Origin of the sequence: Pseudomonas oryzihabitans (genome assembly GCF_006384975.1) — a bacterium.
GTDB classification, from domain to species: Bacteria; Pseudomonadota; Gammaproteobacteria; order Pseudomonadales; family Pseudomonadaceae; genus Chryseomonas; species Chryseomonas psychrotolerans_B.
In genome coordinates, this window is sequence record NZ_CP021645.1 from 1,293,161 (window position 1) to 1,317,151 (window position 23,991).

At 66.5% G+C, this 23,991-nt stretch carries 20 protein-coding genes and 1 pseudogene; 12 read left to right on the plus strand and 9 right to left on the minus strand.

Translation table 11 applies throughout. The annotated features are described in order from the left end of the window. The first annotated feature begins 19 nt into the window (after positions 1-19). From CCZ28_RS05645 to CCZ28_RS05695, 11 genes are all read left to right on the plus strand, one after another. On the plus strand, positions 20-271 hold the full coding sequence (locus CCZ28_RS05645; RefSeq protein WP_167509213.1) for a DUF3606 domain-containing protein: 252 nt from the start codon (positions 20-22) through the stop codon (positions 269-271). A gap of 101 nt (positions 272-372) precedes the next feature. Then, positions 373-1,122 carry a COG4705 family protein gene (locus CCZ28_RS05650; RefSeq protein WP_140216675.1) on the plus strand — a complete coding sequence of 250 codons (750 nt, stop codon included), beginning with the start codon at positions 373-375 and terminating at the stop codon, positions 1,120-1,122. Between the two features lie 230 nt (positions 1,123-1,352). Further along, positions 1,353-2,540, plus strand: coding sequence for a UDP-4-amino-4-deoxy-L-arabinose aminotransferase (arnB, locus tag CCZ28_RS05655; protein ID WP_140216677.1), 1,188 nt, complete (start codon positions 1,353-1,355; stop codon positions 2,538-2,540). Positions 2,541-2,603: 63 nt separating this feature from the next. Then, positions 2,604-3,611 (plus strand): undecaprenyl-phosphate 4-deoxy-4-formamido-L-arabinose transferase, encoded by a 1,008-nt coding sequence (gene arnC / locus CCZ28_RS05660; RefSeq protein WP_140216678.1) that lies wholly within the window; start codon positions 2,604-2,606, stop codon positions 3,609-3,611. A 65-nt stretch (positions 3,612-3,676) separates the two neighbouring features. After that, positions 3,677-5,656: a bifunctional UDP-4-amino-4-deoxy-L-arabinose formyltransferase/UDP-glucuronic acid oxidase ArnA gene (gene arnA, locus CCZ28_RS05665; RefSeq protein ID WP_437179193.1), complete on the plus strand. Its 1,980-nt coding sequence runs from the start codon at positions 3,677-3,679 to the stop codon at positions 5,654-5,656. Positions 5,657-5,667: 11 nt separating this feature from the next. Then, complete coding sequence (gene arnD, locus CCZ28_RS05670) at positions 5,668-6,549, plus strand: 4-deoxy-4-formamido-L-arabinose-phosphoundecaprenol deformylase (RefSeq protein ID WP_140221288.1); 882 nt, start codon at positions 5,668-5,670, stop codon at positions 6,547-6,549. Then, positions 6,546-8,189 (plus strand): lipid IV(A) 4-amino-4-deoxy-L-arabinosyltransferase, encoded by a 1,644-nt coding sequence (arnT, locus tag CCZ28_RS05675; protein ID WP_140216682.1) that lies wholly within the window; start codon positions 6,546-6,548, stop codon positions 8,187-8,189. Before arnD ends, arnT begins: the two co-directional genes overlap by 4 nt. Continuing rightward, positions 8,186-8,527, plus strand: a complete 342-nt coding sequence (locus tag CCZ28_RS05680) for an EamA family transporter (RefSeq protein ID WP_140216684.1) — start codon at positions 8,186-8,188, stop codon at positions 8,525-8,527. The genes arnT and CCZ28_RS05680 overlap by 4 nt, the downstream gene beginning before the upstream one ends. After that, positions 8,524-8,925, plus strand: a complete 402-nt coding sequence (locus CCZ28_RS05685; RefSeq protein WP_140216686.1) for a hypothetical protein — start codon at positions 8,524-8,526, stop codon at positions 8,923-8,925. The genes CCZ28_RS05680 and CCZ28_RS05685 overlap by 4 nt, the downstream gene beginning before the upstream one ends. Further along, positions 8,922-10,307 (plus strand): UDP-glucose dehydrogenase family protein, encoded by a 1,386-nt coding sequence (locus tag CCZ28_RS05690; protein ID WP_140216688.1) that lies wholly within the window; start codon positions 8,922-8,924, stop codon positions 10,305-10,307. Before CCZ28_RS05685 ends, CCZ28_RS05690 begins: the two co-directional genes overlap by 4 nt. Further along, complete coding sequence (locus CCZ28_RS05695) at positions 10,304-11,977, plus strand: ArnT family glycosyltransferase (RefSeq protein WP_140216690.1); 1,674 nt, start codon at positions 10,304-10,306, stop codon at positions 11,975-11,977. Before CCZ28_RS05690 ends, CCZ28_RS05695 begins: the two co-directional genes overlap by 4 nt. Positions 11,978-12,272: 295 nt before the next feature. Here the strand turns inward: CCZ28_RS05695 and CCZ28_RS05700 are convergent, their stop codons facing one another. The 9 genes and pseudogenes from CCZ28_RS05700 to CCZ28_RS05735 all read right to left on the minus strand — a co-directional run bounded on the left by CCZ28_RS05700 (position 12,273) and on the right by CCZ28_RS05735 (position 22,454). Further along, positions 12,273-13,487 (minus strand): HD-GYP domain-containing protein, encoded by a 1,215-nt coding sequence (locus tag CCZ28_RS05700; protein WP_140216692.1) that lies wholly within the window; start codon positions 13,485-13,487, stop codon positions 12,273-12,275. 382 nt (positions 13,488-13,869) lie between these two features. Then, positions 13,870-14,754: a methyl-accepting chemotaxis protein gene (locus CCZ28_RS25050; protein ID WP_437179206.1), complete on the minus strand. Its 885-nt coding sequence runs from the start codon at positions 14,752-14,754 to the stop codon at positions 13,870-13,872. Beyond that, positions 14,728-15,543 (minus strand): annotated as a pseudogene (locus tag CCZ28_RS25055) (MCP four helix bundle domain-containing protein); the annotation flags it as partial. The gene CCZ28_RS25050 and the pseudogene CCZ28_RS25055, both read right to left, overlap by 27 nt. 101 nt (positions 15,544-15,644) lie before the next feature. Then, positions 15,645-16,268, minus strand: coding sequence for a response regulator transcription factor (locus CCZ28_RS05710; protein ID WP_140216696.1), 624 nt, complete (start codon positions 16,266-16,268; stop codon positions 15,645-15,647). Then, a complete protein-coding gene (locus CCZ28_RS05715; RefSeq protein WP_140216698.1) occupies positions 16,265-17,323 on the minus strand; it encodes a sensor histidine kinase in 1,059 nt (352 codons plus the stop codon). The genes CCZ28_RS05710 and CCZ28_RS05715 overlap by 4 nt, the downstream gene beginning before the upstream one ends. A gap of 50 nt (positions 17,324-17,373) precedes the next feature. Then, positions 17,374-18,681: an ABC transporter ATP-binding protein gene (locus tag CCZ28_RS05720; RefSeq protein WP_140216700.1), complete on the minus strand. Its 1,308-nt coding sequence runs from the start codon at positions 18,679-18,681 to the stop codon at positions 17,374-17,376. Between the two features lie 12 nt (positions 18,682-18,693). After that, positions 18,694-20,448, minus strand: a complete 1,755-nt coding sequence (locus CCZ28_RS05725) for an ABC transporter permease (RefSeq protein ID WP_140216702.1) — start codon at positions 20,446-20,448, stop codon at positions 18,694-18,696. A gap of 144 nt (positions 20,449-20,592) precedes the next feature. Continuing rightward, positions 20,593-21,771: a sensor histidine kinase gene (locus CCZ28_RS05730; RefSeq protein WP_140216704.1), complete on the minus strand. Its 1,179-nt coding sequence runs from the start codon at positions 21,769-21,771 to the stop codon at positions 20,593-20,595. Beyond that, positions 21,768-22,454 carry a response regulator gene (locus tag CCZ28_RS05735; protein WP_140216706.1) on the minus strand — a complete coding sequence of 229 codons (687 nt, stop codon included), beginning with the start codon at positions 22,452-22,454 and terminating at the stop codon, positions 21,768-21,770. The genes CCZ28_RS05730 and CCZ28_RS05735 overlap by 4 nt, the downstream gene beginning before the upstream one ends. A gap of 97 nt (positions 22,455-22,551) precedes the next feature. On the opposite strand from CCZ28_RS05735, the gene CCZ28_RS05740 reads away from it, so the two are divergent. Then, on the plus strand, positions 22,552-23,988 hold the full coding sequence (locus tag CCZ28_RS05740) for an efflux transporter outer membrane subunit (protein ID WP_140216708.1): 1,437 nt from the start codon (positions 22,552-22,554) through the stop codon (positions 23,986-23,988). Positions 23,989-23,991 lie beyond the last annotated feature (3 nt).

A 23,991-nucleotide genomic window follows, 5' to 3' on the forward strand; every position in this document is an offset into this window, starting at 1 on the left:
TGAGTTAAGAGACCGAGTATTGAAAGAAGAAAGCTCAGCGCAAGCAAACGACAACAAGGACTGCCTGCTGATCAATATAAGGGAGCCCTCCGAACTGCACTTCTGGTCGAAGCGGCTTGGCATCTCCATAACGGCGCTGGAAACCCTGGTTCGAAGTACCGGTACCCGGGTAGATGATATTAAGAAGGCCTTGACCCAGCAGACACCGCTCCAGGGAGACACCCAAGAAGATCGCCGGACCGGCAGCGGACGCAAAAAAAGTCAGGGTTAGCTTTTTTTCATGAAGGCATGACCATTTTTTGACAATTCAGGCGCGATGATGCGCGCCTCGCCGGCCACTTCGTCCGGCCCGTCTTTCTGGCGTGCCTTCCCATGAACAAGCTTCCCCACATCACCCTGGCTTTCTGGGTCATGAAGATCTGTGCAACCACCCTGGGCGAGACGGCCGGGGATCTGGTGTCCATGACCTTGGGGGTCGGCTACGCGCTGAGCTCGGTGATCCTCATCGGCTTCTTCGTGGCGACCCTGCTCGGGCAACTCTCGGTGCGCCGCTACCATCCGGCGCTGTACTGGACGGTCATCCTCTCGACCAGCATCGCCGGCACCACCCTGTCCGACTTCATGGATCGCACGCTGGGCCTGGGTTACGCCACCGGCTCGGTCATCCTCATCGCCATCCTGACCAGCATCTTCTGCCTCTGGTACCTGAGCGAAAGAAGTCTTTCGGTGAGCCACATCGCCAGTCGCCGGGCGGAGTTGTTCTATTGGTTCGCGATCCTCTTTTCCAACACCCTGGGTACGGCGCTGGGTGACTACCTGGCCGACGACTCCGGCCTGGGCTTCGCCGGCGGCGCCCTGCTGATTGGCAGCCTGATCGCCCTGATGGCCATACTGCACTATGCAACCCGGCTCTCTTCGGTATTGATCTTCTGGGTCGCCTTCGTGCTGACTCGGCCGTTTGGTGCCACCTTGGGCGATGTGCTTACCAAGCCTCGAGATCATGGCGGCCTGGACTTCGGCACCCTGGGTTCTTCCCTGGTACTCCTTTCCATCCTGCTCGCCCTGGTCATCTATGCCTCGATCATGAATCGACGCCCTGACATAGGCATTGCCAAACCGTGAAGCCATCACCTAGAACAATCAATAAACCAGGCAAATGCAACCTGGAAGTTCAGCTCAAAAGTTCGAGCCCTAGACTCTCGCCTGCCATCTAGTGCTCCTTCTCATGGCGATCTGCCGTCAATTGATCGGCCCGGAAGAATCAGCGAAAGTGCCCGGCGATTACTCGTCGGGCGTTTCGCTGAAGGCGTACTAAGCTGACTTGAATGAACTTCGCCAACGGACAAGGTGTTATGACAAATTCGCTTCAAGGCTCTGCAACGCTCGACGCCGATCTACCCTTTCTACCCTTCTCCCGCCCCAGTATCGGGAGCGAAGAAGTCGCGGCCGTGAGTGAAGCCCTCACCTCCGGCTGGATCACCACCGGGCCCAAGGCGAATGCCTTGGAAGAGCGCTTCGCCGCCTCGGTGGGCGCGGCCCACGCCGTGGCCCTGTGCTCGGCCACCGCCGCCATGCACGTGACCCTGCTGGCGCTGGACATCGGCCCGGGCGACGAGGTGATCACCCCCTCGCTGACCTGGGTCTCCACCGCCAACATGATCACCCTGATCGGCGCCACCCCGGTGTTCGTCGATGTCGACCGCGACACCCTGATGGTCTCCGCCGAGCAGGTGGCCGCCGCCATCACCCCGCGCACCAAGGCCATCGTGCCGGTGCACTACGCTGGCGCCAGCTGTGACCTGGCCCCGCTACGTGCCCTGGCCGAGCAGCATGGCATCGCCCTGATCGAAGATGCCGCCCACGCCGCCGGCACCCGCTACCAGGACGAGCCCATCGGCCGGCGCGGCACCGCCATCTTTAGCTTCCACGCCATCAAGAACCTGACCTGCGCCGAAGGCGGCATGCTGGTGACCGACGACGCCACCCTGGCCGAGCGCGTGCGCCGGCTGAAATTCCATGGCCTGGCGGTGGATGCCTTCGACCGCCACTCCCTGGGCCGCAAGCCCCAGGCCCAGGTGCAGGAGCCCGGCTTCAAGTACAACCTCTCGGACATCCATGCCGCCCTGGCGCTGGTGCAACTGGATCGCCTGGGCGAGATCAACGCTCAGCGCGCACGCCTGGCTCAGGCTTACGGGCAGCGCCTGGCTGGGCTTCCGGTACTACCGCTGTTGGTCCCGGGCTACCCCCAGACCCACGCCTGGCACCTGTACATCCTGCGCATCTGCCCCGAGCGCTGCGGACTGGATCGCGAAGCCTTCATGGCCGGCCTCAAGGCCCGTGGCATCGGCACCGGTATCCACTTCACCGCGACCCACCTGCATCCCTGGTACCGCGAGCGCTGGCCCGCGCTGGCGCTCCCCAACAGCGAATGGAATTCGGCGCGGCTGTGCTCCATCCCGTTGTTTCCAGACATGACGCCGGATGACGTCGAGCGGGTTGCCCAGGCCATCGAAGCGGTACTTGCGCAAGGTCCTGTCTAGCCAGTCGCGACTGCGCCTCAAAACGCCTCTTAGGCATTACTCAGAACCTGTTGGAGAAGGCGTATGAAGCCCTATGCCATCGATAAGCTGTCCGTGGTGATTCCGGTCTACAACGAAGAAGCCAGCCTGCCGGAATTGCTGCGCCGCACCCGCGCCGCCTGTGCCCTGCTGGACTGCCAGGTGGAGATCATCCTGGTCGACGACGGCAGCCGCGACCGCAGCGCCGAACTCCTGCAGCAGGCCGCCAGCGAACTGGACAGCCCGGTGGTGGCGGTGCTGCTCAACCGCAACTACGGCCAGCACTCTGCCATCCTCGCCGGCTTCGAGCAGGCCCGGGGCGATCTGATCATCACCCTGGACGCCGATCTGCAGAATCCGCCGGAAGAGATCCCACGCCTGGTGCACACCGCCGCCCAGGGCTACGACGTGGTCGGCACCGTGCGCCAGCAGCGCCAGGACTCCTACCTGCGCACCCTGCCGTCGCGGCTGATCAACCGCGCCGTGCAGCGCTCCACCGGTGTCGCCATGCGTGACTACGGCTGCATGCTGCGCGCCTATCGCCGCCAGGTGGTGTTATCCATGCTCGCCTGCCACGAACGCAGCACCTTCATCCCGATCCTGGCCAACAGCTTCGCCCGCCACACCACCGAGATCGAGGTGGCCCACGCTGAGCGTGAACACGGGGATTCCAAATACGGCTTCCTCAAGCTCATCCATTTGATGTTCGACCTGCTGACCTGCATGACCACCACCCCGCTGCGCATGCTCAGCCTGTTCGGTGCTGGCCTGGCGCTGTTCGGCTTCGTCTTCGCCTTTTTGCTGCTGTTCCTGCGGCTCACCCATGGTGCGGACTGGGCGGCCGATGGCGTGTTCTCCCTATTCGCCATCCTGTTCATCTTCACCGGTGCCCAGTTCCTCGGCCTCGGTCTGCTCGGCGAGTACCTCGGCCGGGTATACAACGACGTCCGCGCACGACCGCGATTCCACATCGAGCGAATCATCAGTGCGCCTGGCGGTTCCCCCTCGTCCGCGCCGCTGCGCCAAAGCCCGGTAATAGGAAAAGCCCAGTAATGGGAAAAGCCCGGTAATCAGGCAAGCCCAATAATCAAGAAAGCCCAGTAACAGGAAAGCCTTTGATGAAAACCGCCATCGTCTTCGCCTACCACGACATCGGCTGCGCCGGCCTCGCCGCGCTGATCCAGGCCGGCTATCCCATCGCGGCCGTCTTCACCCACCCGGACGATCCGGGCGAGAACCGCTTCTTCGCCTCGGTGGCCCAGCTCTGCGCCCGCCACGGCATCCCGGTGCATGCCCCCGAAGACGTCAACCACCCGATCTGGATCGAGCGCATCCGCGCCCTGGAGCCGGACTTCATCTTCTCCTTCTACTACCGCAACCTGCTGTCCGAAGAGGTGCTGGCCTGCGCCAAGCGCGGCGCCTACAACCTGCACGGCTCGCTGCTGCCGCGCTACCGCGGTCGCGCCCCGGCCAACTGGGTGCTGGTCAACGGCGAGACCGAGACCGGCGTGACCCTGCACCGCATGGTCAAGCGCGCCGATGCCGGCGCCATCGTCGCCCAGCAGCGCGTCGCCATCGCTCCCGACGACACCGCCCTGACCCTGCACGGCAAGCTGCGCGAAGCCAGCCAGGAACTCCTGCGCGAGGCCCTGCCGGCGCTGGCCGCCGGGACCCTGCAAGAGCGTGAGCAGGACGAAAGCCAGGCCAGCACCTATGGCCGCCGCAGCGCCGCCGATGGCGAGCTGGAGTGGAGTCGTTCGGCCACCGAGCTTTCCAACCTGGTGCGCGCCGTGACCCAACCCTATCCGGGCGCCTTCGGCTGGATCGGCGACCGCAAGCTGATCGTCTGGAGCGCCCAGGCCTTGGCCGAACACCACGGCCAGGCCCCCGGCAGCGTGCTGAGCCTGGAACCCCTGCGTATCGCCTGCGGCGAAGGTGCCTTGGAAGTGCGTGCTGGCCAGCTGGGCGATGCCGGGCTGTATCTCTCCGGCCCGCAACTGGCCCGCGAAGCCGGCCTGGTGGTCGGTGCCCGCCTGCATCGCCAGGAGCGCCGTGCCAAGCGTCGCACCCGGGTCCTGATCCTCGGCGTCAACGGTTTCATCGGTAACCACCTGTCCGAGCGCCTGCTGGCCGACGGCGAGTACGAGGTCTATGGCCTGGACATCGGCTCCGACGCCATCGAGCGTCTCAAGGCCGATCCGCACTTCCATTACGTGGAAGGTGATATCTCCATCCACACCGAGTGGCTGGAGTACCACATCAAGAAGTGCGACGTGGTCTTGCCGCTGGTGGCCATCGCCACCCCCATCGAATACACCCGCAATCCGCTGCGCGTGTTCGAACTGGACTTCGAGGAAAACCTCAAGATCGTTCGCCACTGCGTGAAGTACAACAAGCGCGTGATCTTCCCGTCCACCTCCGAGGTGTACGGCATGTGCCAGGACGAGCGCTTCGACGAAGACCGCTCCAACCTGGTGGTCGGTCCGATCAACAAGCAGCGCTGGATCTACTCGGTCTCCAAGCAACTGCTCGACCGGGTGATCTGGGCCTATGGCGCCAAGGGGCTGAAATTCACCCTGTTCCGTCCCTTCAACTGGATGGGCCCGCGCCTGGATCGCCTGGATTCCGCACGCATCGGCAGCTCCCGCGCCATCACCCAGTTGATCCTCAACCTGGTGGAAGGTACCCCGATCAAGCTGGTCGACGGTGGCGCCCAGAAGCGTTGCTTCACCGACGTCGACGACGGCATCGAGGCGTTGTTCCGCATCATCGAGAACAAAGGCGGTCGTTGCGACGGCCAGATCGTCAACATCGGCAACCCGGACAACGAAGCGAGCATCCGCGAGCTGGCCGAGGAGCTGCTGGCCCAGTTCGAGGCCCATCCGCTGCGCCATGAATTCCCGCCCTTCGCCGGCTTCCGTGAGGTGGAGAGCAAGAGCTTCTACGGCGATGGCTACCAGGACGTGGCCCACCGCAAGCCCAGCGTGGAAAACGCCCGCCGCCTGATCGACTGGCAGCCGACCACCGCCATGGCCGCCACCGTCGGCAAGACGCTGGACTTCTTCCTGCGCGAAGCCCTGGCCCAGCGGGAGGCGTGATGAACCCTGTGATCCCGGCCAGCCTGCGCATCGACGTGGACACCTATCGCGGTACCCGCGAAGGGGTGCCGCGGCTGCTCGACCTGCTGGATGAAGCCGGGGTCAAGGCGACCTTCTTCTTCAGCGTCGGTCCGGACAACATGGGGCGCCACCTGTGGCGCCTGGTGAAGCCCACCTTCCTGTGGAAGATGCTCCGCTCCAAGGCCGCCAGCCTCTATGGCTGGGACATCCTCCTGGCCGGCACCGCCTGGCCGGGCCGGCCCATCGGGCGCGACCTCGGCCACCTGATGCGCGAGACCCGCGCCCGGGGGCACGAGGTCGGGCTGCACGCCTGGGACCACCACGCCTGGCAGGCCCATACCGGGCACTGGAACGTGGAGCGCCTGGGCGAGGAATTCGGTCGTGGCCTGCACGCCCTGGAAGACATCCTCGGCGCCAAGGTCGACTGCTCCGCCGCCGCTGGCTGGCGCGCCGATCCCCGCGTGGTGCAGGCCAAGGAGGCGTTCGGCCTCAGGTACAACAGCGACTGCCGTGGCAGCGCCCTGTTCCGTCCGCGCCTGGGCAATGGCGGCCACGGTACGCCGCAGATCCCGGTGGATATGCCGACCTTCGACGAGGTGGTCGGCCCCGACCTCGCCGCCGGCGACTGGAACGACTATCTGCTCAAGCTGTTCCGCCCCGGTGCGCTCAACGTCTACACCCTGCACGCCGAGGTGGAAGGCATCGCCTTCGCCGAGGATTTCCGTGCCCTGCTCAAGGCGGCGCGGGAGCAGGAAATCCACTTCGGGACCCTGGGCGAACGTCTGCCCGACGATCCACAAAAGCTTCCGGAAGGAAACGTTGTCCGCGGCAGCCTCGCAGGGCGCCAGGGATGGTTAGGAGTGCAACAATGAGTCGTGTGCGTTTGCTGTTATTGCTGCCCATTGCGCTGCTGGCGTATGTGCTGCCGTTGAATTGGCGTGGCCTATGGATTCCCGATGAGTCACGCTATGCGCAGATCGGCCAGGAGCTCTGGCGTAGCGGTGACTGGGTGGTACCGCACTTCCTCGGGCTGCCCTATTTCGAGAAGCCCATCGGCGGCTACTGGACGCAGGCCATCGCCCAGGCCTGGCTCGGCGATTCGCTGCTGAGCGTGCGCCTGGTGCCGCTGCTGGCCAGCCTCGCCACCGCTGCCCTGGTCGTGCGGCTGACGCGGCTGATCTGGGGCGACCGCCTGCTGGCCTTGCTCACCGGCGTCCTCTACCTCTCGTGTCTCGCCATCTCGGCGTCGGCCACCTATGTGACCCTGGACGCCCAATTCGCCTTCTGGACCACCCTGGCCCTGCTCGCCCTTTGGCAAGCCCAGGCCGCGCCGACCCGCAGCGCGGCCTTGAGAAACTGGGCGCTCCTGGGCCTGGCCTGCGGCTGCGGTCTGCTGACCAAGGGCTTTCTGGCGCTGGTGTTGCCGGTGCTGGTGGCGGTGCCCTTCTTCCTCTGGCAACGCCGGTTCCTGGAGTTGGTCTGCCGCGGCCCCGTGGCGGTCATCGTCGCGGCCCTGGTGGTCGCGCCCTGGGCGCTGCTGGTGGCCCACCGCGATCCGGACTACTGGCATTTCTTCTTCTGGCACGAGCATATCCAGCGCTTCGCCAGCGACGACGCCCAGCACGAGCGGCCCTTCTGGTTCTATGGACCTATCCTGCTGGTGGCCATCCTGCCCTGGGCCGGTTTGCTGCCACGCACCCTGGGCAATCTCTGGCAGGAGCGCAAGCACAGCGGCACGGCCTTCCTGGGCATCGCCTTCGTCAGCCAGCTGATCTTCTTCAGCCTCAGCCGCGGCAAGCTGCCCACCTATCTGCTACCGACCATGGCAGCCCTGGTCCCCCTGCTCGCGCGCGTCCTCTTCGACGCCTATCAAAAAGGCGACTGGCGCGCATTTCGGCTCAACGGGGTCGCCAATCTGCTGCTGGGGGTCCTGGGTTTCATTGGCCTGATGGTCTTCGACGACCGTATCTATGGCGGCGCGGACAACCTGGCCTGGGCCTTGGCCCTCTTGGCTCCCCTCGGGTTCATCCTGGCAGGTCTGGGCGCACTACTATGGCCACGGGCAACCGCCTTGGCACCCGCCCTGGCGCTATGGTTGGTGTTGCCGCTACTGACCGTCGCGCTGCCCAAGGGTCTGGTCTACAACAAGCTGCCCAGCGTCTTCATCCAGGAGCACCTGGGCACGCTCCAGTCGGCCCATTGGCTGGTGAGCAACGACCTGGGACCGGCCGCCAGCCTGGCCTGGGCGACCCACCGCACGGACGTGGTCCTGGTCGGCGGGCCGGGAGAGCTGAAATATGGTTTCGCGCGCCGACCCGATAGCGGACGGCTGCTCACTGACGGCGAACTTCCCGCCTGGATCGACAGGCACCGCCGCGAAGGCTCGGTGGCCGTTCTGCTGAGAATGAGTGGCGACAGTGACGATCGCTTGCTGGCGAGTCTGCCGGCGGCCAATGAAAAACTCACCCAAGAGCGCTTGGTCCTGCTGGTCTACTCGAGGAAGGCGCCGTGACGGTCACCGACCTCGCGCTGATCCTGGCGGTCATCCTGCTGACCAGCGCCAGCCAGTTCGGCCAGAAGAAAGCCGCCGCCGCAGGCGCGGACCTGGCGGGTCGCCTGGGCTCGAAATGGCTCTGGTTGTCGCTGCTCGGCCTGGGTTTCGCCTTGCTGCTGTGGTTCGCGGTGCTGCAACGCGTCCCGGTGGGCATCGCCTATCCCTTGCTGTCGCTCAACACCCTGGCCGTGACGCTCCTGGCACGCTTCGCCTTCAAGGAGTCGGTGGACCGCCGCGCCTGGTGCGGCTGCCTCTGCATCGTGCTCGGCGCCGGGCTACTGGGTGGCCAGGCATGAGCAGCCTGGTCGCCCTCATCGCCAGCATCGCCCTGACTTCGGTGGCCCAGCTGGCCATGCGCTATGCCCTGGTGCAGCTACCCGCGATACCCGCTTGGCTGAGCCAGCCGGGTGCGCTACTCAGCGCTGCCGGCCTGCAACTGGCCGGCGCCGTGCTGTGCTATGGCCTGTCGCTGCTGGCGTGGCTGATCGCGCTGGCCAGGATACCCCTGGGCCGTGCCTATGCCGCCTTGAGTCTTTCCTACGTGGTGGTGCACCTCGGCGCCCTGTGGCTGCCGGGCGCCGCCGAATTCATCTCCGCGCGCACCCTGCTCGGCATCGCCCTGATCGTCGTTGGCGTGGCCCTGGTCGGTAGCGCGCGTCCCCCTGTCTCCTCTTCTCGCGGGAATACCCTATGAACATCAGCGTCTTCGGCATCGGCTATGTCGGCCTGGTGCAGGCCGCCGTCCTGGCGGAAGTGGGCCATCAGGTCCTGTGCATGGATATCGACCAGGCCAAGATCGAGAAACTCAAACGTGGCGAAATCACGCTCTATGAGCCCGGTCTGGAAGAGTTGGTCCGCAACAATCTGGCCGACGGCCGCCTGGAATTCACCGATGACGCCGCCGCCGCGGCCGCCCATGGCAACGTTCAGTTCATTGCGGTCGGCACCCCGCCGGCCGCGGATGGCTCCGCCGATCTCACCGCCGTCTTCGCCGTGGCCGAGAGCATCGTCCGCTTGCGCCGCGAGCATCGCAGCGCCGATCCCCTGCTGGTGGTCAACAAGTCGACGGTACCGGTGGGTACCGGTGATCGCGTCCGCGCCATCATCGATAGAGTGCTCGCCGAAGAAGGCCGCACCCTGCCCATCGAGGTGGTCTCCAATCCGGAATTCCTCAAGGAAGGCGCCGCCATCGCGGACTGCAAACGTCCCGACCGGATCGTCGTGGGCACCGACTCGCCCGCAGCACGTGACCTGATGCGGGAGCTGTACGCGCCTTTCAACCGCAACCACGACCGCATTCAATTCATGGATATCCGTAGCGCCGAACTGGCCAAATACGCGGCGAACAGCCTGTTGGCCACCAAGATCAGCTTCATCAACCAGATCGCCGAGGTGGCCGAGCAGGTGGGTGCTGACATCGAGGCGGTGCGGCTCGCCATCGGCGCCGATCCGCGCATTGGCCACCACTTCATCTACCCCGGCTGTGGCTACGGCGGCTCCTGCTTCCCCAAGGACCTGCAGGCCTTGATCCGTACCGGCGAAGAACAGGGACTGTCCCTGGACTTGCTCCAGGCGGTGGAAGCGATCAACGTCAGGCAGAAATCCAAGCTCTTCGAACGTATCCAGCGCTATTTCAAGGGCGACCTGCAAGGCCGCACCTTCGCGCTCTGGGGCCTGGCGTTCAAGCCGAACACCGACGACATGCGCGATGCGCCGAGTCGGGTCCTGATGGAAGCCCTGTGGGCTGCCGGCGCCCGCGTCAGGGCCTTCGATCCGGTGGCCATGGCCGAAGCCCAGCGCCTCTACGGGCATGGCGATCGCCTGGCGCTCATGGGTACCCCAGAAGCCACCCTGGCCGGCGCCGATGCCCTGGTCATCTGTACCGAATGGCAACAATTCAAGGCACCGGACTTCGACCTCATCTTCCAGCAACTGAAACAACCGCTGATCTTCGATGGCCGAAATCTCTATGACCCCGAGCGTATGGCACGGCGAGGCTTCGAGTACTTCGCCATCGGCCGTGGCAAATCCCTGACCGCTCCCGCCGCTGCGACTCCCCTGGATAACGCTGAATGACCACCTTGCCGTTATCTATCGACCAGGCATCACCCAAGGCTACGCGCGCCAAGCTGGGCGCCGAAAGTCTGCTGGTGTTCGTGGCCGCGCTGGCGCTCTTCACGCTGGGGATCTGGGATCAGGCTCCGCAAGGCTTCGATTACCGCTGGGCGGTGTTTTTGAACGAGATGTTCCGCCACGGTGCTTCGTTCTTTCCCACCACCTATGGACAGCCCTATCCGGACTATCCCGGCACCGCGACCTGGCTGAGCTGGCTCGTCGCCCGCGTCGTCGGCGCACCGAATCAATTCGCCAACGTACTGCCCACGGCGCTGGCCGCCGCCGGGGTACTGGGCCTGACCTACCGCATCCTCGCGGACCGCAGCCGCGCCTGGGCGCTGCTGACCATCCTCCTCGTGGCGCTGACGCCCCAATGGCTGGAAAAGGCCCGCGCGGTGTGCCTGGACCAATTGGTCGCCCTCGTGGTGCTGGGGTGCTTCTACCTCTTCTACAGCGCCGACCGTGACCAACGTCCCGGACGCCGCCTGCTGGTACTGCCACTGTTCGCGCTCGGCTTCGCCATCCGGGGTCCGCTGGGGCTGATCGAGCCCTGCGGCATCGTCAGCATCTATTGGCTGGTGACCGCCTGGTGCGATCCGCAACGCCGGGCGGCGGCAATCCGGGGCCTCGTCGGCTACGGCGTGGCCGGCCTCGTCATCCTGGGCCTGTGCTGGTGGACGCTGATGCAGTTGGCACGCCTGGAGGGCGGTGAGGCCTTCGCCGCCGAGGTCTGGCACATGCAGGTCGCCGGGCGCCTGGACGAGAGCGGCAAACCCTTCTGGTTCTATCTGCAGCTGGGTCTGTATCGCTATCTGCCGGTGCTGCCGCTGGCCCTGCTGGCGCTCTGGGCCTGGCGGCGCGAGCTGCTGTTCAGCCCGGACAGCGCCGACCGTCGCCAATTGCTGTGGCTCGCCGGCTGCGGGCTGATGATCCTGGTGGGCCTGTCCATCCCGAACTTCAAGCGGGCCTATTACGTCGTGCCCATGGTGCCCTTCCTGGCCGCGGTAGCCGCCTTCGCCCTGCTACAGGCGGCGTCGCGGCTACGCTGGATGGAGGTGGCCTATCGGGCGCTCATGGGTCTGTTGCCGGGCCTGGCACTGGTCGCCCTGCTGGTCGGCCACCATCTCTGGCAGAAGCAGGGCTACTGGCCCGCGATATCCCTGCCCGCCCTCATCATCTTCTTCGCCGGACTCCAGCTGCTCAGCCTGCTGAAGTGGCGCAGCCAGCGCGGCGCCAGGCGACTGTTGACCCTCAGCGCCCTGGCGTTCGCCGCCCAATGGACGATGCTGGTAGCCGCGGTCGACCCGGTCCAGGACCTGGAGTACGACACCCGCGGCTTCGTCCAGCAGGTGGAGGGACTGCGCCAAGCGCAGCCGGGGCCGCTGGTGTTCTTCGGCATTGACCATGACGGTGAGGCGATCCGCTACATGATGAATCTCAAGCATGATGAGCAGCCCCTCTTCATCGCTCGCGAGCAGAAGGCACAGTTGGATAGCCTACCGGCGGGGTCCTGGATAATCCTCGCCCAAAAGGACCGCGACCTGCTCCAGGGCACACGCCTGGCGCAGCTGCAACCGGTGGTGGAGCGACGCTTCAATAGAAATCCCTGCCTGGTCTATCGCCTGCCCTAAGGTCTCCACCGGCTTGCGCGCACCTGAGCCAGGTCTCCTGATAGGAAGGAGCCCTGGCTTGATAGACCGCGATCATGGCGATCCGAAAGATCGCCAGTGCCTGGCTCCGTGCCGGCCAGGCGACAGGCCTGCCCGTGGCCGAGCGCCATTCCCCTTATCCGCTTTCCTGACGACAGTGGTATGGGGAATATGGTCTTCCGCCTTTGCTAGCTGCCCGGTCAGCTAAGATGGCGCGCGCCGGGAACACGGCTGCGGCCTCCGCTCCAGCATCGCCTATGGCCGAGCCCCCAGCCGGTCAGGCCGGTACCAACAGCTCCTTGGCACGGTAGGCATCGATATCGATGCCATAGGCACCCGCAGGCTTTATCGAGCGGACGCCGATGAGGCAGCCCTGGGCGTCCAGCGGATCGCTTGACAGGTCGAGCACGCGCTCCGGGCAGGGCTGCTGGTCGGCGTCCAGCACGATCAGGACGCGCGGCTTCAGTTTGCTGCCGGCCTCGAAGCCGATGACGATCCCCACCTCTCCGGTACTCAATTCGACGATCTCGCCAGGGGGATAGACGCCGATCAGCTGGATGAAGGCCAGAACGACGGTTTCGTCGAATTGCGTACCCTTGGCTTCGAAGAGAATCCGCAAGGCTTCCAGACTCGAACGGCCACCGCTGTAGGGCCGGTCACTGGTAATGGCGTCATAGGCATCCACCACGGCGATGATCTTGGCCTTGAAGGGAATACGCTGCGCAGACAGCTGCCGGGGATAGCCCTTGCCGTCCAGACGTTCGTGGTGGGTATAGGCGACATCGACGGCCGCCGGCGGCACCTCGCTGTTGGCCATCAGCAACTGCCAACCGTAGGTGGTGTGGGCTTGCATGATGCGGAATTCTTCCTCGGTCAGCCGGCCCGGCTTATTGAGTATCTCGTCGGGCACCTTGATCTTGCCGACGTCATGCAGCATGCCGCACACCCCTAGCTCCTCCAGTTCGAAGGGCAACAGGCCCAGCTCTTTGCCCAAGGCGATGGCATAGAGCGACACGCGCAGGCAATGCTCCGCCGTGTAATGATCGCGCTGCTTGATGCGCGCCAGCCAGAGGCTGGCCGCCGGGTGCTTGAGGACGCTCTCGACGCACTCCCCGACCGCCCGGCGTACTTCACCGACGTCGAGTTCCTTACCGAACTTGACGGCGTCGAGCAGCCGCATCGATACCGCCCGGGCTTCCCGCCATACCGGTTCGGTAACCTTGACCGCCTCCCGGTAATCGATGGCATAGGTCTTGGTCTGACCGCCCAGCGCCTGATTAGCTGATAGCGGTGTCGCCGACGCGCTTTGACGCCGATCCACCCAGACGAATTCGCAGGTTTCCTGCAGAGCACGGATGTCATGGACACTTTGGATGGGAAAGCCCTGGAACAGAAAGGGCGTGCCCTCCCAGGGACGATCCAATTCGCAAACGTACATACCCAACTGTAGCTGGGAGACAGGGACTCTGATGCTGTATTGAGGCAACGCCATGATTGCTCTAATAAGGGGGCAGTGGACTTGCCTGAAGAGATCTTACAACCGCGACTGATACAAAAAGCCATTATTTATGGAAGCGCCAAGCCTGCCCGTGCCAATGAACCGCAGAAATGAGTGGCTGGAGGTAATTTATCGGCTGCCAGAAGCGCCAGGCGGCTCAGCGCCCTCGGGGTTCCAAGGCTGGCCTGCAGGCTTCAGCGCCGACCGGGGTGACGCACCGCCAGCCCGCGGTTGCGCTACCGGCGCCTCGAACACCCCCGGCACACGCGCACGCCCTCTGCTTGAGCTTTGACGCCAGCACGGCAGTGATCGCCAGGCCAACGATCGAAACGTCGGCACTCAAGGCATGCAGCCCCACGCTAGGCGTCCCGCCCCCTCACGCCAGCTTGAAGCGCCTTACCAAGGTCTCCAGCTCCCCCGCCAACCCGGAAAGCTCTTCACTGGCACCCACGGTTTGCCGATTGCCATCGCTGGTCTGCACCGAAAGGTCGCGGATGCTGATGAGGTTGCGGTCCACCTCGCGGGAGACATGGGCCTGTTCTTCGGCGGCAGTGGCGATCTGCAGATTGCGTTCGTCGATCAGGCGGACGGCCTGGAGGATGTCATTCAGGGCGCGGCCGGCGTCCTGGGCGATCTCGTAGGTCGCGTGGGCCTGGCTGGTGCTGAGGCGCATCGAGTCCACGGCTTCGGCTGAGCCCTTCTGGATGGTCTGGATCATCTGTTCGATCTCGCGGGTCGAGGTTTGGGTACGGTGCGCCAGGGCGCGTACCTCGTCGGCGACCACGGCGAAACCACGGCCCTGCTCGCCGGCGCGGGCCGCTTCGATGGCGGCGTTCAGCGCCAGCAGGTTGGTCTGCTCGGCAATGGCGCCGATCACGCTCAGCACCTGGCTGATGTCCTGGGCCTGCCCGGCCAGGCCTTCGACCTGGACCGAGGTCGATTGCACCTGTTGGCTGAGGCGCTGCATGGCGTCGAGCGCCTCGCCGACCTTGGCGTTGCCGCTTTCCGCGGCGGCGCTGGATTCGCGCGCCGCCTGGGAGGTAGAGGCCGCGTTGCGGGCCACCTCTTCCACCGCGGCGCTCATCTCGGTGACTGCGGTGGCGGCCTGGTCGATCTCGGCGTTCTGGTGGGACAGCGCCCGACTGGCGTCATCGGTCACCAGGGTCATGGTCTGGGCCGTCTCGCTCAGGCGATTGGACGAGCGCGAGATGCCATGCAGGGTGTCCTTGAGGTTGCCCTGCATCTGCGCCAGGGCGCGCATAAGGCCGGCGGCCTCGTCGGCGCCGGTCGGATCTATCTTGCCGGTCAGCTCGCCCTGGGCGATGGCGTTGGCCACGGCCAGGGAAGCACCGATCGGCTGGGCCAGGCTATGCGTCAGGCGCCAGGCCAGCAGCAGCGTCGCCAGTACCGCCAGCAGCATGATGGCCAGCACGACGCGCACGCTGTGGTCATAGATCTCCGTCGCGGACTGACCGGCCAGGCGAGCGCCCTCGGCGTTGAAATCACGCAGTTGGGTGAGCTGCTCTTGATAGGCCTCCGCCCGCCCCCGCTGTTCGCCGTTGGCCAGGCTGAGCGCCTGGGCATGGTCGGTCTTGGCCAGGGCGACGACGCGATCCAGGCCGTCGAGATAGGCCTTCATCTGCGCGGCGGCCCGCTCGAAACTGGCCCGTCCTTCCACAGTCGAGATGAGATGTTCGCGGTAGTAGTCCGTCCGCGCGTTCATCACGTCACGGTTCTGTTCGATCTGCTGAGCCGCCTTGGCAATGGCGGCACTGTCGTCGGTGGCCAGCAGGCGGATGCTTTCCAAGCGGGTGTGCATCAACGCGACCTGGATATCGTCAGCCGTTTGCACGCTCGCCAGCCACTTGGCCTCCATCGCCTGCTCGGTGGCGCGCAGTGCGCCGAGCTGGATCAGGGCGAAACCGCCGAGCAGGATCACGAACAGGGTAATGGCGCCAAAGCATAGGGTGGCGCGAGGGGCGATACGGAACGAGCGAAGATTCAAGAGGGGCTCCTGGGATCGGCGGATGCGATCTTCTAGCCCCCACAATCGACTGACTATTTACTATCTTGAGCCTCACCGCGACGAGCGTGGCAACGCAGTCGCCCACTGGCTCGTCAGCGCTCACGCGCCTTGGCTCGAAAGCAGAACTACCGCGGCGCCTCCAACCGCTCCACCATCTTCACCAATTCCGCCAGCGAACCGGCCTGCAGCTTGCGCATGAGGGCGGCGCGGCGCACCTTGACGGTGATTTCGCTGACGCCCAGCTGAGCGGCGATCTGCTTGTTGAGCAGGCCGGTGACCACCCGCGCCAGCACGGCGCGCTCGCCGTCGTTGAGGGTCTCGACCCGGGCCTGCAACTCCTGCAGTTGCGCCCGCTGCGCATGGGTCTCCTGGGCCTTGCGCAGGGCCTGGTCGATGGCGTCGAGCAGATCCTGGTCGCGGAAGGGCTTGGTGAGGAATTCCAGGGCGCCCTGCTTCATGGCCCGTACCGACATGGGGATGTCGCCGTGGCCGGTGATGAAGATGATCGGCAAGGCCAGTTCGCGGCGCTGTAGCTCTTGCTGCAGATCCAGGCCGTTCATGCCCGGCATGCGCACATCGAGCACCAGGCAGGCCGGGACGTCGAAGCGGGCCCGGTCGAGGAAGTCGGCCGCCGACACATAGCTATGGGTGGTGAGCCCCACGGACGCCAGCAAGTCTTCCAGGGCGGCGCGCACCGAGGCGTCGTCGTCCACTAGGTGGACCAGGGTGGGTGAAGCGAGCTCCGTCATGGTTCCTGATCCTTCGGCAGGCTGCAGTAGACGCCGGTCCCCCCCTCGGGTAACGAGGTCGCCCAGATCCGGCCGCCATGAGCTTCGACGATGGAGCGACTGAGCGCCAGCCCCAGGCCCATGCCCTGCTCCTTCGTGGTGTAGAAGGCTTCGAACATCTGCTCGCGAGCCGCAGGACTCAGGCCGCGACCGCTGTCTTCCACCCCCAGGCGGATACAGCCGGCGGTATCCAGCGCCACCTGGATGACCACCCGGCGTTGCTCGGGCGGCACGCCCTCCAGGGCATCGAGGGCATTGAGCAGTAGGTTGAGCACGACCTGCTGCAACTGGCTGCGGTCGGCCAGCAACGGCGGCAGGCCCTCCTGCAGACGCACGTCCACCGCCACCTGACGCTGGACCAGCTCGGCCCGGACGAAGTCGAGCACCTGTTCCACGGTGTCGGCGACGTTCAGCCAATCCTTGGCCACCTGGGCCTGACGCACCAGGCCGCGCACCCGGGCGATCACCTCACTGGCGCGGTGGGCGTCGTCGATGACCCGCTGCGCCGCCTGCACCGCGCGCTCCACCTGCGGCGGCTGATTGGTCAGCCAGCGTTGGCAGGCGTTGCCGCTGGCGGCGATGGCGGTGAGCGGCTGGTTGATCTCGTGGGCGATGGAGGCCGCCAGCTCGCCGAGCTGGCTCAGGCGCCCGGCCTGGGTCAGGCGCGTCCGCGCTGCCTCGGCGGCGCGCTTGGCGGCATCCAGGCGCAAGGCCAGGGCGGCGACCGCGACGATGGCCAGCAGGCTGATGACACAATTGACCAACCCGGCATCACGATCACCGCTACGGGTGATGACATAGCTGCACAGCACCAGCAGCGCACAGCCCAACGCCGTGACGGTGACACCACGGGTGGAGAGGAAGCCCGCGGCCAGCAGCACCACCACCACCTGGAAGACGCCAATGGCGATCTCCCGATCGGTTAAGGTATCCAGCAGGGCGATGCCGAGCGCCAGGGCGCAGAGTCCACCCAGGCGCAGCCAGTGGGTGGTGGTGGCGAAAGGTCGTCGATCCATGGCCAGTCTCTCGTCGAATGCCGCGCCGGTCGTACCAGCGCGGGAAGTGTTTAACCCGGATTCTCCAGGCTGAACATGTCGGCCGCTTGATCATAGGCGAAGAGTTCACCATAGCGCCCCCATTGGATGGCGCTGCCAAGGGTGCGGGCGGCATCGGCCTCGTCCATGAAGTCCTCCAGCTCGTCGCGGAAACGCCGCGCTGGCGCCGTGTGGCCCTGGCGATCGTCCAGCACCCGGCGGATATGGCCGACCAGGGGCACGAAGTTGAGCAACTGTCGGGCGAACAGTTGCTTGCGCACGTCCACGCCGGCTTCGACATAGGCGCGACCCGGCGCGAGCAGGCGCAGGTCGCCGCCTTCCAACACCGCGAAGCGCAACAATTGCAGCACCTCGGCCAGGGGGAAGAGTTCATCCAGCGCATAGCCCAGGCCACCGGCCAGTTCCGGCAGGTCGGCGCGGCCATTGTAGGGCGCGGCATGGACCGCCTCCAGCAGGCCCGCCAGGGCGTTGGTGGAGACGGTGGGCAGCAGCATGCCCAGGCCATTGCCGGGGAAGCCCCCTTCCTGGGCGGCCGGCGTGGCCTCCCCGGTCATGCGCACGTAGATTTCCTCCACCAGCTCGCGGAAGGCAGGATCGTGGCGATTGCGCGGCTGCGGCAGGTCGATGCGGATCTCGCTGGCGACCCGGCCCGGATTGCTGGAGAAGATCAGCACCCGGTCGCAGAGCAGCACCGCCTCGGCGATGTTGTGGGTGACCATGAGGATGGAGCGGATCGGCATGCGACCCTCGACCCAGAGATCGAGCAGATCGGTTCTCAGGGTCTCGGCGGTGAGCACGTCCAGCGCCGAGAAGGGTTCGTCCATCAGCAGCACGTCCGGATGCACCACCAGGGCACGGGCCAGGCCGACGCGCTGGCGCATGCCGCCTGAGAGTTCCTTGGGATAGGCGCTCTCGAAGCCGTCCAGGCCGATCAGGTCGATGGCCGCCAGGGCGCGGCGGCGGCGCTCTTCCAGGGGCACGTGCAGCGCCTCCAGGCCGATCTCGACGTTTTGCAACACGGTCAGCCAGGGGAACAGAGCGAAGCTCTGGAACACCATGCTGACGCGGGCGCGCTGGCCGTCGTCCTTGGGCGGGAAGTCGACGGTGCCGCCGCTGGGAGTGATCAGTCCGGCGATGGAACGCAGCAGGGTCGACTTGCCCGAGCCGGAACGGCCCAGCAGGCCGACGATCTCGTTTTCGTGCAGGGTCAGGGAGACCCCGTCGAGCACTACGCGGGCCGGGCCGCCGGCGTTGCCGTAGAGCTGACGGACATCCTGGACGTCGATCAGGGGACGCTGATTCAGAGTGGTCAGGTTCATTGCGTTTCTCCTCTAGTCCAGCCGCAGGCGCCGTTCGGCGTAGGCATACAGAGGCCGCCAGAGCAGCCGGTTGAATCCGAGCACGAAGACCGACATCACCACGATGCCCAGGGCCACCCGGGGGAAATCCCCGGCGGTGGTCATCTGTGCGATGTAGGCACCCAGGCCGTGGGCCTGCAGGCGCTCGTTACCCCAGCTCACCACCTCGGCGACGATACTGGCGTTCCAGGAGCCGCCGGCGGCGGTCAGGGCGCCGGTGACGTAGTAGGGAAAGATCGCCGGCAGGGCCAGTTGCCGCCACCACTGCCAGCGCTTGATGCCGAACAGCCGGGCCGCTTCGCGCAGGTCGTTGGGCACCACGCTGGCACCGGCGATGACGTTGAACAGGATGTACCACTGGGTGCCCAGCACCATCAGCGGCGACAACCAGATGTCCGGATTCAGGTGGAAGGTGACGATGCCCACCACTGCCACCGGGAACAGCACGTTGGCTGGGAAGGCAGCGAGGAACTGGGCCACTGCCTGCAACCGCTGCGACCAGCCCGGGCGCATGCCGATCCAGACGCCGATCGGCACCCAGATCAGGCTGGCGATGACGATCAGCAGCAGGACCCGGACCATGGTGATCAGCCCCAGGCCGAACACCGAGACCACCTCGGGCCAGTAGACGCCCTCGGCGATGAAGCGGAACAGCGCATAGACCGCGTAGGGCAGCACCAGCAGCAGCAAGGCATACCAAAGCAGGTCCAGGCCGCGCTGCAGCCAGGCACGACCCTGGGGTGCCAAGTGCCAGTGCGGCCAGGCCCGGCGAATCCGCGGGGTAGCGAGCTGGGTGCAGAAACTGCCGAAGCCGGCCAGCACGCGACCCAGGCGGGCACGGCGGACCAGGTCATAGACCCAGGAACGCGGCACCTGCTGGCTGGCGGTCTGCTCGACGCGGAAGCGATCGGCCCAGGCCACCACCGGACGAAAGCACAGCTGGTCGTAGAGCAGGATCACCAGGCCCATGGCCAGCACCGCCCAACCGATGGCGGCGATGTCCTGCTTGGCGATGGCCAGCGCCAGCCAGGAGCCGATGCCCGGCAGGTTGATGGTGTTGTCGCCGACGGTGATGGCTTCCGAGGCCACCACGAAGAACCAGCCACCGGACATGGACATCATGGTGTTCCACACCAGGCCGGGAATGGCGAACGGCAACTCCAGGCGGAAGAACCGGCGCCAGGGCGAGAGGCCGAACTGGCGACTCACCTGCTGCAGATCCTCGGGCACGGTGCGCAGCGACTGGTAGAAACCGAAGGCCATGTTCCAGGCTTGGCTGGTGAAGATGGCGAAGATCGCCGCGCACTCGGCGCCCAGCTCCCGACCGGGGAACAGGCCCATGAAGAAGCTCACGGTGAAGGTCAGGAAGCCGAGGATGGGCACCGACTGCAGGATGTCGATGGCCGGCAGGATGATCATCTCCGCCTTGCGGCTCTTGGCCGCCAGGGTGGCGAAGACGAAGGTGAACAGCAGCGAGGCACCCAGGGCGATGAACATGCGCAGGGTGGTACGCAGGGCATACTCGGGCAGGCGCGCCAGGTCCAGGGTCACGGGATCGGCGTCCAGCACCGCCAGCGGCTGGCGCATCTCGCTGAAGCCGTGCCAGATCAGCGCCAGGGCGACCAGACCCAGCAGCAGGCAGAGGCCATCGGCCCAGAGGGAAGTCGGACGTTGCCGCGGCAGGCGCGGCGCCACGGCAGGGGCGTAGAGGCCAGGAAGGGTCTTCATGGCGTACCTCGTAGATGAGCGGGTAGGGAAACGGCCTGGCCCCTGCCGCGCAGGTTCCAGCCGCCGGGCTAATCTAGGTCCGCCGTGGCGTCCAAGCCATTGAAACGATGGATGTCTGGTTATACCAAGGTATAGGTCGGGCGATCACACCGGGGCGGCGACTCGCCCGGGCAACTCGATCCGCAGCAGCGCCCCGCCGCCGGGCCGCTCCAGGGCGCGGATCTGCCCCTGGTGGGCGACGCAGATGGCGCGGGCGATGGATAGCCCCAAGCCGCTGCCGCCCAGATGCCGCGCACGCGAACTCTCGGCGCGCCAGAAGCGATGGAAGACCCGTTCCCGGTCGGCCTCCGGGATACCCGGGCCGCGGTCGCGGAATTCCAGGATCAGGCCGTCGGCCTGGGCCTGCTGGACGATCTCCAGCTCGCCCCCGCTGGCGCCATAGCGCAGAAAGTTTTCCAGCAGGATGGTGAGCAACTGGCCGATGCGCTCCCGGTCGGCGAACAGCTGCTGGCGCTCGTCGAGGTGCAGCTCGACGCGGACGCCCTCGGCCTGCAACTGCGGGGCGAACCAGGCCAGCCGCTCCTCCACCAGCGCCGCCAGGGCGAAGGGCCGTTGATCCAGGGCCAGTTGCCCGGCCTCGGCGAGCGACAGGGTGTGCAGGTCGCCGACCAGGGTATTGAGCAGGTCGAGCTGGCGCTTGACCAGCTGCAACTGCCGGGCGTCGGCGGGCAAGACCTCGTCGAGGATGCCCTGTACCCGCACCGAGGCCGCGTTGAGCGGGGTGCGCAATTCGTGGGCGAGGATGGCGCTGGAGTCGCGCACGTCATTTTCGTATTGCTGCAGCCGCGCGGTGAGGCTGTTGAAGTCCAGCGCCAGGCGCCGCACTTCCGCCGGTGCCGTCTCGGCCACGTCCAGCCGGGTGTCCAGCTCGCCCGAGGCGACCCGGCGCGCGGCGGCAGCGATGGCGGAGAACTGGCTCGACAGGGGGCGCGACAGGCGGAAACCGGCGAGCAGGATCAGGGGTACGGCCGCCAACAGCAGGCCGGCCAGCACCCACCAGTCGCGGCTGGCGATGCCGGGCAGGAAATAGCGCACCGGGTAGTAGTGACTGAACAGCTCCCACAGCCGCGCCTCGTTCTGCTGCGGATCGGCGCGCAGCTGGAGGATTTCCGCCCGCGCCGCCGCTGGCACCTGGCGCAGCACCCACCAGTCGCCGAACAGGAACCAGAGGTACATGCCAGCGGCGATCGCCAGCACCGCGCCCAGCGCCAGCAGGCTCATGCGCCAGCCGACCCAGCGCCCCAGGGATGGCTGGCGGCTCATGCGAAGCGGTAACCGACGGCGCGGACCGTCACCGGCACCCCAGGTACGCCAGCGCTTTCCAGCTTGCGCCTGAGGTTGTGCAGATGGGTATCCACCACCCGCGCCAGGGCCTCGCTCTCCGGCAGGCAGCGCTCCAGCAATTCGTCGCGGGTAAAGGCCTTGTGCGGGGTACGCATCAGGGTGGTGAGCAGGCCGAATTCGGTGGGGGTCAACTCCAGCGCGCGCGGTTGGCCGCCCTGCTCCACCGTGGCGCTGAAGCTCTCCAGGTCCACCGTCAGAGCGCCGTGGCGCAGCCAGCGCTCGTCGCGCGGCGCCTGGTGGCAGCGGCGCAGCACGGCATGCACCCGGGCCACCACCTCCTTGGGGTTGTAGGGCTTGACCACGTAGTCGTCGGCGCCATAGCGCAGCGCGCCGAGTTTTTCCGGCTCGTCGCCGATGGCGGTCACCATGATCACCGGGGTATCCCCCGCCCGGCGGATCTGCGCCAGCACCTCGGTGCCGCCGAGCCGCGGCAGCATCATGTCCAGCAGCACCAGGTCGGGCTGCCGGCGTTGGAACAGTTCCAGTCCCTGGCGGCCGTCTTCCGCGAGGACCACCGCGAAGCCGTCGCGCAGCAGATAGGCTTCCAGCACGCTGGCGCTGTCCGGATCGTCCTCGACGATGAGTATGAGTTTGTCGCCCACGTCCGCTCTCTTGATCGAATCTCGACAATTCGCCGAAGGAATCTTGATCCGGCGTTCCTAGGCTGGCGATCAGCATCTCAAGCCTGGTCGTCTCGCCATGTCCGTCACCGCCCGCTTCGTCCTGCGTTCGCTCGCCCTCGCCGCCTTGCTCGGCCTGGCGGGCTGTTCGCTGATTCCCGCCTATCAACGCCCGCCGTTGCCGATCCCGGCGCAGCAGGGCCAGCACCAACGGGCGGCAGTCCCGACGGCGGACCTCGCCTTGAGCCAGGACGAGCGGCAATTACTCGCCGCGGTCAGTGACGAAGTCCTGTTGCCTGAGCTGGTAGCCCAGGCGTTGGCGGGCAATCGAGACTACCGGATAACGCAACTCAGGGTCGAGCAAGCCCGGGCGCAACTCGGGCTACGCCAAGCCGAGCGCTGGCCCACCCTGGGCCTGGCCGTGCAGCGGCCCCGCCAGCGCTTCGCCGATCCGGCGCTGGACGACCGCTACCAGCAGGACCTGGCCACCGCCACGCTCGGCACGGACGACTTCGAGCTGGATTTCTTCGGTCGCCTGGCCAGCCTCGGCGAGGCGGCCCGACACCAGCTGCTGGCCAGCGAATACGGCCAGCAGGCCGCCCGCGGTGCCCTGGTGGCCGAGGTGGCGCGGCTGTTCCTGCTGGCGCGGGAGGCCGATGCCGAGGTCGCCAGCAGCCAGGCCCTGGACGCCCTCAGCGGGCAGCTGGTGCAACGCACCCAGGCCCTTATCAGCGCGGGTGAGCTGCCCGCTGCCGCCCTGGAACCCGTCAGCCAGGCCGCCCTGGAGAGCGGCCAGCAGGCGCGGCAGGCCCTGGCTCAGCGCGCCCAGGCCTACCAGGCGCTGGCCTGGGTCAGCGGTTATCGACTGAGTCCGGCGCCCAGTGCACCCCGGCCGCTCTCCACCGGACTGCCGGAAGCGCCCGGGGAGTTGGCCGACCTGCCCTCCACCCGCCTGCTGGAGCGTCTCGACGTCCGCGCTGCGGAAGAGCGGCTGCAGGCCGCCAACGCCAGCATCGGGGCCGCCCGCGCGGCCTTCTTGCCGAGCATCCGCCTGAGTACCGCCATCGGTCTGGCCAGCCCGGACCTGCAGAGTCTGCTCAGCGCCGGCCACGGCCTGCGCCTGCTCACCCCATCGCTGTCGCTACCGCTGTTCGACGGCGGTCGCAACCAAGCCAACCTGGACGCCGCGCGCATCGAACGCGACCTGGCCGTCGCCGCCTACGAACGCACCTTGCAGGACGCCTTTCGCGAGGTGGCCGATGGCCTGGAAGAACGCCGCCAGCTGCTCGATCAATGGCGCAGCGGGGATGCCCAGGTACGCCTGGCCCGGGAGCGCAGCCAGCGCCTGGAGCGCCAGTGGCAGGCTGGCGCCGGTAGCCCCTCCGCCATCCTGCAAGCCGCACTCGACGGCCTGCGCCGCACCGCTGCCTGGCGCCAGGCCGATCACGCCCTGCGGCTCAATCGCCTACGCCTGTATCGCGCCCTGCACGGCCTGGACAACCCCTCCGCCACCTGAGAG